Origin of the sequence: Bifidobacterium asteroides, assembly GCF_003202755.1 — a bacterium.
In the GTDB taxonomy this organism is placed as follows: domain Bacteria; phylum Actinomycetota; class Actinomycetes; order Actinomycetales; family Bifidobacteriaceae; genus Bombiscardovia; species Bombiscardovia asteroides_F.
The window spans coordinates 548,748-558,059 of sequence record NZ_QGLK01000005.1 but is presented as its reverse complement, the minus strand read 5'-3'; the positions used below and the strand labels follow the sequence as shown (position 1 = coordinate 558,059).

The 9,312-nt window shown below is 49.3% G+C and carries 7 protein-coding genes and 1 pseudogene; all 8 read left to right on the top strand.

Features of this window, described 5'->3' with window-relative positions; genetic code table 11:
- Positions 1–331 precede the first annotated feature (331 nt).
- The 8 genes and pseudogenes from rpmH (at position 332) to DKK74_RS08600 (ending at position 9,027) form a co-directional block, all read left to right on the top strand.
- Positions 332–466, top strand: a complete 135-nt coding sequence (gene rpmH / locus DKK74_RS08635) for a 50S ribosomal protein L34 (protein WP_015022700.1) — start codon at positions 332–334, stop codon at positions 464–466.
- Positions 467–492: 26 nt separating this feature from the next.
- A pseudogene (gene rnpA, locus DKK74_RS08630) lies at positions 493–849 on the top strand (ribonuclease P protein component); the annotation flags it as partial.
- A gap of 143 nt (positions 850–992) precedes the next feature.
- Positions 993–1,304 (top strand): membrane protein insertion efficiency factor YidD, encoded by a 312-nt coding sequence (gene yidD, locus DKK74_RS08625; protein ID WP_110413657.1) that lies wholly within the window; start codon positions 993–995, stop codon positions 1,302–1,304.
- Between the two features lie 2 nt (positions 1,305–1,306).
- Positions 1,307–2,329, top strand: coding sequence for a membrane protein insertase YidC (gene yidC / locus DKK74_RS08620; RefSeq protein WP_110413656.1), 1,023 nt, complete (start codon positions 1,307–1,309; stop codon positions 2,327–2,329).
- Between the two features lie 177 nt (positions 2,330–2,506).
- Positions 2,507–3,148 carry a Jag family protein gene (locus DKK74_RS08615; protein ID WP_110413655.1) on the top strand — a complete coding sequence of 214 codons (642 nt, stop codon included), beginning with the start codon at positions 2,507–2,509 and terminating at the stop codon, positions 3,146–3,148.
- Between the two features lie 424 nt (positions 3,149–3,572).
- Positions 3,573–4,457: a 16S rRNA (guanine(527)-N(7))-methyltransferase RsmG gene (locus DKK74_RS08610; protein ID WP_110413654.1), complete on the top strand. Its 885-nt coding sequence runs from the start codon at positions 3,573–3,575 to the stop codon at positions 4,455–4,457.
- Positions 4,458–6,479: 2,022 nt separating this feature from the next.
- Positions 6,480–7,427, top strand: coding sequence for a ParA family protein (locus DKK74_RS08605; protein ID WP_181414992.1), 948 nt, complete (start codon positions 6,480–6,482; stop codon positions 7,425–7,427).
- Positions 7,428–7,431: 4 nt separating this feature from the next.
- Complete coding sequence (locus DKK74_RS08600) at positions 7,432–9,027, top strand: ParB/RepB/Spo0J family partition protein (protein ID WP_110413652.1); 1,596 nt, start codon at positions 7,432–7,434, stop codon at positions 9,025–9,027.
- Positions 9,028–9,312: the final 285 nt, after the last annotated feature.

Genomic DNA, 9,312 nt, shown 5'->3' with positions numbered 1-9,312 from the left:
CAGTGTGCTCCTCTCTTCTCGACGACGGATTTCCCGGTCTTCCTGCTTCTCTCAAAGTAGACAGTAGCCCATTGTTACACCGACTTTGCGCGGTTATCCACAGGATAGCGTGTTGTATCTGCGCCGAATGTGAATAACAGTGATGTAATTTGTGGATAAGTAAAGATGCTCTTTCTCCCTCTATGACAGGGTTTGCACAGGGTATGGAGCGGTTCTCGCCAGCTGGATGGCGGGGGCTCGTTTGACTCCGTCCCGGCTCATGTGTACCGTGATATAGCTTGACTCATAACGAGCCGTACTCGAGTATGTCTACACACGGGAGCAACGAATTATGAAGAGGACATTCCAGCCCAACAATCGCCGTCGTCACATGAAGCACGGATTCCGCGCTCGCATGCGCACCCGCTCCGGTCGCGCCCTGATCAACCGCCGTCGGGCCAAGGGCCGTCGGACTCTCTCCGCCTGAATCGGATCCTAATTCCTTTTCAGAAGATGGAACGGCTGAGGAGCCACCGGGAGTTCACGGCGGTGCTCAGGCGACGCCATCGGGTCAGCAGCCGGGATCTGGTCATACATTATTTGGTACCCGGATCTGACCGGACGGTGACCTCACTGTCGGCGACATCGGCTGCGAGCGAAGGGCGGCATGACATCCTGCCTACAGGCAGACGCCGCATGGGGCTCGCTGTATCCAAAAATGTGGGCAAGGCCGTGACCAGGAACAAGGTCAAGCGCAGATTCAGGCAACTTGCCGGATCCAAGGAGGACCTGCTGCCATCCTCTTGTGATTTGGTCATGCGTGCCAAACCCAGCGCTGCTAAAGCCACCTACAAGCAGTTGGAGGAGCAAGTGGACAGGCTCTTCCGTGACCTTATGCTCAAGACCGGAAAGACTGCCAGCGGTCTCTATATACAGGGACAGTCAGATCCGCAGTCCACCGGGTCCAAGCGTCAACCGGTTCAAGGGCCGGAAGTTACAGAAGGATGCCGAGCATGAGCGGCCTGGCTTCCCGGGCTCTGCAGAATGCAGTCCGCTGGTATCAGCACCACATTTCACCCTTGTCGCCGCCGATGTGCCGCTACTACCCGACTTGTTCCCAGTACGCTTTGACCGCTCTGAGGCGGTTCGGGGCCTTGCGTGGAACCATCCTGGCCGTCCTGCGGTTATTGCGTTGCACGCCCTTTAACAACGGCGGAATCGATGACGTGCCCCAAAGGTTTTCCATCTTCTATCGGTTCTCGTGGTCCAAGGCTCATGAGGAGGCCCGGCTGACCCCCATGGCCCCAGACAAGGAGACGGCCTGACAATGTTCCAAAACAACGACACTTTCACTTTCGATACGGGCATATACGGCTTCTTCTACAAGATCCTGTACCCGATCGAATGGCTCATGACCTACATCATGACCTACTGCCACAAGTTCCTGACCCTGATCGGGTTCCATAAGGGTCCCGGCGTGGCCTGGGCGCTCTCGGTAGTGATGCTGGTGCTTGTCGTCAACCTGTGCGTGCTGCCGCTCTTCATCAAGCAGCTGCGATCCATGCAAAAGATGCAGGCTCTGCAGCCCAAGCTGATGAAGATCCAGAACAAGTACCGCAACAAGAAGGATCCAGCCAGCCGAGAGGCTATGAGCCGGGAAACAATGAAGGTCTACCAGGATAATCATGCCAACCCCATGGGGTCCTGTCTGCCAATGCTGGTCCAGGGGCCGGTCTTCATGACCATGTTCTACGTGCTTTCGGCTGTGCCCTTCATCGCCCGGGGTAAGCGGGCACCCCTTGGAGCCTTCAATCGACAGGTGGCGCGAGAATTCGAAGAGACCACCTTTTTCGGGCTGCGGATTTCGGACAACTTCATGTCCGCCCAGGGTGCGGGCCGCATAGTCATTGTGGTCTTTATCGTGCTCATGTGCCTGGCCATGTTCTATTCACAGTTCCACAACGTCCGGCGGAACATGCCTAGATCGGCCATGCAGGGGCAGCAATACAAGATGCAGCAGATGATGGCCTTCATCTTCCCGGTCATGTACATTTTTTCCGGCATCTACTTCCCCTTCGCCGTGCTGATCTACTGGCTGACCAACAATCTTTGGAATCTGGGCCGAACCCTCTTCCAGGTCCGCCATATGCCCACTCCTGGTTCGCCGGCCGCAGAGAGCAAGGAAGAGCGAGATCACCGCCATGAGAATGCCCGCCGCAAGCGCCAGGGGCTGCCCTCGTTGGAGGAGGAGCAGTTGATGGAGGCCAAGAGGTTGGAAGAGGAAGCCCGCAACAACAAGAACATCTCCCACCAGCGTTCCCAGCCCCATCGCAAACGTCGCGGCCGTTGATGCGGCTACTGGCAGTGGCGGCCGGCGTGGTGATCCGGCTTTCGGTCGGGCGAATACTGGAGTAATCTGCAATCATCACGTCCGTGTATCCTCAATACTGGACACTCGATTGGTGACCAGGAATCCAGTGGACCTGAGGTTATGAATCGGATGTAAACGCGTGTAAGGAGAGCATAGATGTCTCAGTCTCTGGACCAGGGAAAGACCATCGAGCAACTCAATGAGGAAGCGGATGTCGCCGCCGACTATCTGGAGGGGTTGCTGGACATCGTCGATTACGAGGGCGATATCGAGATGGGGGTGCGCAACCACCGTCCAACCGTGCAGATTGTGGCTGACGACGATACGGACATTAAGCATCTGATCGGCAAGGATGGCGAGGTGGTCGATGCTCTTCAACAGCTGACACGCTTGGCCGTCCAACAGAAGATAGGGGAGCGCTCCCATCTGATCGTGGATGTAGACGGCTTCCTGCGGCGCAAGCGCGAACATCTTCGCGAGCAGGCCCTGGATGTGATTGACGAGGTTCGAGAGACCGGCGATCCAGTCAATATGAAGCCTATGAACTCCTTTGAGCGCAAAATCGTTCATGACATGGTTCGCGAGGAGGGGCTGAAGTCACGCTCCCATGGTGAGGAACCCCACCGTTACGTCACCATCTACCTGAAAGCCAAGAGCGAAGATGAAGACCTGCCTGACGATGTTGTGGACGAGCCAGTCGGGTATGATGCTCCGCTGGACGTGGATGAAACTGATCAGGTCGACGATTCGGTTGACTACGAGGCTGATGACGATCCTGCGGATGCTGATAGGAAGTGACTGGGAAGCCACACAGGGTTATGCGTCGATGAAGTATTTATGACGTTGGCCTTTTGGATTGGTCCACTGTCTGGCGCGGTCAGACTGTCGAAATCTATTGTGCTATCTTCCAGTGCTTTGTTTTTTGGCAGGTGTGTAGTGTTGTCTGGCTGATGATGGTGCTTAGTTTGTCATGCTGCTTAATTCGAATTGCTCTTGGTTGATGATTCTCTATCAGAGACTACCCCTCATGCTGTTTCGCTAGGATACAGGTGTATGACTCTCGACGCTCTTTTGCGGTTGAAAACTATAAGGTGGTAACGGTCTTAGAAATGCAGCTGTTTTCGATTCTGGCATGGTGAAATCCCGATGGATATGAGACTGCATCTGTCGTTGACTTTGGTTTTGACTGACTAGACGTGGAAAGTGAACGTGAGGAGTTGAAATGGCCGTTGTGGATGATGAACTGAATGATAGTCCCCTCTTGAGGCAAGTGCTCGGTGATGCTCTGGTACCCATGCAGCGTTTTCACGACAAGCTCTTACGCGAAGGTGTGGAGAAGGGCATTATCGGCCCTCGCGATGAAGACATTATTTGGGAGCGGCACATACTTAATTCAGCGGCTATTGTGCCTTTCGTGCAAGAGCGATTGAACACTGACAGTCACACGGCAACTGTGGCGGATATAGGTTCTGGTGGGGGCTTCCCAGGTATTGTGCTGGCTGCCTGCCTTCCGCAGTGCAATGTTGTTCTTGTCGAACCAATGGAGCGGCGTGTAATTTGGCTGCAGGAAGTCATTGATGAGTTGCACCTGACTAATACGGTTGTGCTTCGCAAGCGTGCAGAGGATCTGATTCCACAATCCTTCAAGGCTTCGATGAGGCACAACAAAAAGGGTCTACAGAGTCGCCGTCACGGTCGTCGTCGAATCGAGGAACAGCCTGTTTCCGATAACAGCCGTGGCGGTTCTTTAACCTCGGCCGTAGCCAGGAATGCTGACAGCCAACAAGATGTAAATGCCCATGACTCTTCAACGGTGACGGGTGAAGCAGGTTTAGCGGACCCCCAATCCAATCTTTCAATTCCACAGACTTTTGATGTCGTGACATGCCGAGCTGTAGCCCCCATGACTAAGCTCGCCGGATGGACCCTACCTCTTTTACGATCGAGAGGTCAGCTTATTGCGCTTAAGGGTCGTTCGGCGCAAGCGGAGCTCGATAAGGCAGCCAAAGAGATAAAAAAATGTCATGGAGAGAATCCACGGGTTTGCCTAGCTCCAGTCGCACCCGGCCTTGAGGATACTCACGTGGTTCTCGTGGACAAGCACTAAAGTACGACGCTGATAGCTTTATTAAATAACTTTGGTGTCTGAGATACGACCCAATCAGAAGATATGAATAGGCTAAATAAGATAATAAATCATCAGTATTTAACATAGAGCCTTCTTGAAAGCATGAGTAAAGATGACTGATTAAGCTCTACCAGATTTAGTAGGTCTTTTCCAGACAGCAGCTTAGCTGATGATCAGTCGACATGAATGGAATGTTGGGCTAAGGGGGAAGCAAGCACGTTGGTGATTTATATTGTTTGCCTAGGTGTGCTTCCAGCTCGAAACTTTCTAGTTTTTTGATACTTAAGATTTAAAACAGTGCAATAGATAACAGATAGAATAGAGTATATCTCATTATATTATTTGAAATGAAGATATCCTGCGTTGTGAATATTATGCACGTCACTTTGCCTCTTTAGTTTTGTTGGGCCGGAGATATCATTGCATCCTGATTTTGTTGTCCAAGCAGTATTAGACTGTTCGTAGGATGTTTTATCTCAGAATTAGGTATACCGCCATCTTTCTATTGTTGGATTAACCGTCTCAGGAGATGTTGTATTTTGGAAGCTGCAGGATCCATGCGCTTATATGCTTCATGTACTAGATCGTCGTAACTATGCATTTCTTGCTGTACTCATTTATGTATTACCCTTACTCCAAAGGGGTTTATTGTGTCTATCCTACGTGACGACTTTTGCGGTTTCTTATTAATATTAGTAGAGGTATGACAGATTCTTGCGTATGCATGAAGCTTGCATGATTTATCGATTAATCAGCTAAGACTAAGTCTTTAAAATAGTCCTGAGAGCGGCAATACCTCTGCTGTGTGGGGTAAAGAGGTAAAGGGATCGAGCTATAGGAGAGCTAGTCACCAATTTCAGATGTGTCCACGAAAGGATGTTTCACGTGAAACATTATAAAATGTAGGTTTATTTTGATCAGCAACAATGAAACCAGACTTCTTTGATTGCAGATGTGACTGATCCCAAAGACCTAGTAGACTGCTGTGAGTACGTTATACAGGAACATACGTCCATCTGTAACTACTACTTCTAAGGCATCTCTGAATATTACAATATTCAGCCTGCGCTTTCATTGGATGCTTTATATGTAGAGATAGATCGTAATGTTTCACGTGAAGCGGTCAGCTCAGAATGAAGCAATCAGGATTAGTGTTATTGAAGTTAAGGCAAAAGGATGTTGTAATGTCTTATATATCTTCTTTAGAGAAAGGTTGTCAAGGGCTCTACTTCTTAGATCCTTTTCTTCAACCATAATCACACGAAGTAAATATAGTGCTGATTGATATATTGAAGCCTTTTGTTTAACAACATAAAAACTAATTCTTAAAATTGAATATTAGGTTCTGTTCTGTTGATCCGTCAGCAGTTATCGCTGGTAGGCGAACCAGACTACGAAAATAAAATAGACAAAACCAAGTCGCCCAATTACGTCAGTCGACAATTAACGGGGTAACGATACTTCCAGACAATATAGATGTTTCACGTGAAACAGCATATTGCCGCACAGTTGTATGAGGTTTGTAGTTCAAAGGTTTAATTTGAGAGTTACAGCAGCATTTATAATAGCTATCCAACAGGTGGATCAAATCATTGACTATAGCCATGAATGGTGCTGTTTAATTTGGTGACGTAGTTCATTTATCAATTTGCTGCTAGTAAGTTATGCACAATTTTGACTTGACGGTTGAATTATCCACATCGTCGTTTGTAGACGATGGCATGGGATGTGAAGCGTCAGACTTGTCAATGATCACAAGGTAAATCTAATAATCTAGGAGAAAGGTCAGCTGCTGTGACTTGATTGGATCTATCCACACTTATCCACAGTTATGAACAGTGACCGTGTATAACTATCAGCTATTTTGACATGTCCAACTAGGACGGGAAAATTGAATGGTTATCAAAAGGAGGAAGGTTCGTGACCGCATCGAAGAAGGTGAAACCCGTTTCTAGAAATACCCCGGATGTCGGTGAGAAGTCCAAGCCGAACGCATCAGGTATGGAGTCGGCAACGGATATCCTGACTCGCATATTCGCTGACGGGACTGGCTCGGTGTCTGGTGCGGAGATGGCAGATCTTTCTGCGCGCTATCAGGCCTTACGCCAGGCTGAATTCCCTCACCCTTCAAAAACACGCTTCATTGCAGTTGCAAATCAAAAAGGTGGTGTAGGGAAAACCACGACAACTGTCAATTTGGCATGTGCATTTGCTGAGTTCAACGAACGTGTATTGGTAATCGATATGGATCCACAAGGTAACGCTTCTACCGCATTGGGGGTAGCTCATGAATCCGGGACTCCATCAACATATGATGTGCTCGAAGGGCGTCTCGGTATTGACGACGTTAAGGTGGTTTCCCCTGGATTCCCCAACCTTGAGGTTGTCCCGTCTTCTATTGATCTAAGTGGTGCTGAGCTGGAAGTTGCGGATATGCCCAACCGCAATCAGCTCATGAAGAAAGCGGTTGCCGACTATCTTAAAATCTGCCACCAGCATTATGACTATGTTCTGGTTGATTGCCCTCCTAGTCTCGGATTATTAGTTCTGAATGCCATGTGTTCAGTTAATGAGGTATTGATCCCTGTGCAAGCTGAGTACTATGCTCTTGAAGGACTGCAACAATTGCTGCATACCATAGGACTTGTTCAGCAAAGCTATAATCCTTATCTCGTAATCTCAACCATGTTGTTGACTATGTACGACAGGCGGACGTTGCTCAGCAAAGAAGTGTTTGATCAAGTCAAGGAACATTATCCAGAGATTGTGCTTAACACGACCATCCCGCGTTCCGTCAAGATCTCTGAAGCTCCCAGCTTCCAGCAAAGCGTTGTTACCTACGACCCTAAAGGAGCTGGTGCTATCGCTTATGAAGAGGCGGCGTTAGAAATCGCCCAGAGATCCGAGCAAGTACTGGAACATATTGCCAATAGAAGACAGGGGGAGTGAGGACATGACAAGCCGTTCACGGTTAGGCAAGGGCTTGGGGGCTCTGTTTCCCGCCCTGCCAGGTGAAGAAGACGAAACCAATGCCGACAAAGGTCAGCAACAAGATAACAAAGTACCGAATTCCGGCAACAAGCAGCCCACTCTTCAAGGCTTGGGTGCAGAACCAGACGGACATCATCGCACAGAGACGGACGTCTCGGAAAAAGATGGAGCCAAAGGAGAACGCAGTACAACGCATTCGGGCCGTGCAAGCTCTCAACAAGCAGCTTCGGTAAAGTCTTCTGAGAGCGGTCGTACACGTTCCACCATGGGACAAAAGCGTGTCAGCATTTCCGAGTCGCTCAACGTAGATGTTTCACGTGAAACATCTGCTTCGAAGAGGACTACCAAGCGTCGGTCAGTCCCGTCCATCAGCAGCCTGGAACACCCAAGTGATCTATTCTTCGGCCCTACGACGACAAATGTTTCACGTGAAACATTGCCGATGATGGAATCAAGTAAGGCTGTCGATCCTCGGACAAGAAAGACTCAGCAAAGCGTTAACCGCACACCTATTGTTGGGAATAATACTGAGCCGACTAATGCGACAAAGGGCAATAGCCAAGAGGAGCTGAAACCCGTCCAAGGTGGGTACTTGGCCGAGGTGCAGGTGGACGATATTAGGCCAAATGCTCAGCAGCCGAGACAAATCTTCGATGAAGATGAACTGTTGGAGCTTTCCCGTTCAATCAAGGAAGTTGGTGTATTGCAGCCCATAGTGGTGCGAAGATCACCTCTTGTAGACGGTCCAAGAACTATCGAGAATAAGACAATCTCAGTTGACGGCGCGAGAAGCAAATCCACGGCATTTGATAGTAAGACCGGTGAGGAACAATCTAGTCAGCTTTCAAATCAGGGCGAAACGGGTCCGAAACAAACAACTCATTATGAAATCATAATGGGTGAGCGTCGTTGGCGTGCTACACGATTGGCTGGGCTGGATACCATACCTGCAATTGTGAAAACAACGGGCGACGACACCATGTTGCGCGATGCCTTGCTTGAGAATCTCCATAGAGTGGCTCTTAATCCGTTGGAAGAAGCAGCCGCTTATCAGCAAATGATTGATGAGTTCGGCTTGACACAGGACGGTTTGTCTAAGTCGATCTCCAAGTCCAGACCTCAGATCACGAACACGCTCCGATTGTTGAAGTTGCCCCCGAGCGTGCAGAAAAAAGTAAGCTCAGGCGTATTGTCAGCTGGGCATGCCCGAGCCTTGCTTACTTTGCCGGATGAAAAGTCTATGACTGCTCTGGCGGACAAGATTATTGCTGAAGGTCTGTCGGTAAGATCTACTGAGGAACTTGTCGCCTTGCAGACTGGGCAGGCGAAGAAGAGCGCAAAGAAGCCTAGGGTAAACGCCTGGGCTGATAGTCCTGTACGCCAGGATCTGGAAAGTCACTTTGATACCAAGGTGGCCATTAAGGGCACTAAAAACCACGGGAAAATAGAAATCGTATTTTCTTCGCCTGAAGACATGGACCGAATCGTTGCCATTCTTTTGGAAAAGAATCAATCTGCCAGCAATGACAGTCATTCAGGTGATAGAGGCTGGATTTGATTCCATTCTGAAAGTGAGACTTCAGGATTTGCTTATCCAAACTTTGCCGTCAAAGTGAGCGATTGGTTCGTAACCCAATCGAGTTTAGTTTGAGCTGATGAGCAATCGCTGAATTTGTCTTAGGACCAGAATGATTGGGCATCATAGGTATGTTCCATTCACTGATCAGATATATCAGTGCTGAAAAGTTCGATTAATCAGCATGAAGCTGGAAAATAGCCAGCCGGCAGGCAGTTGGATTGTGAATCGCTACAGACCTGGTTACTCAGGTCATTTTGTCGGGTA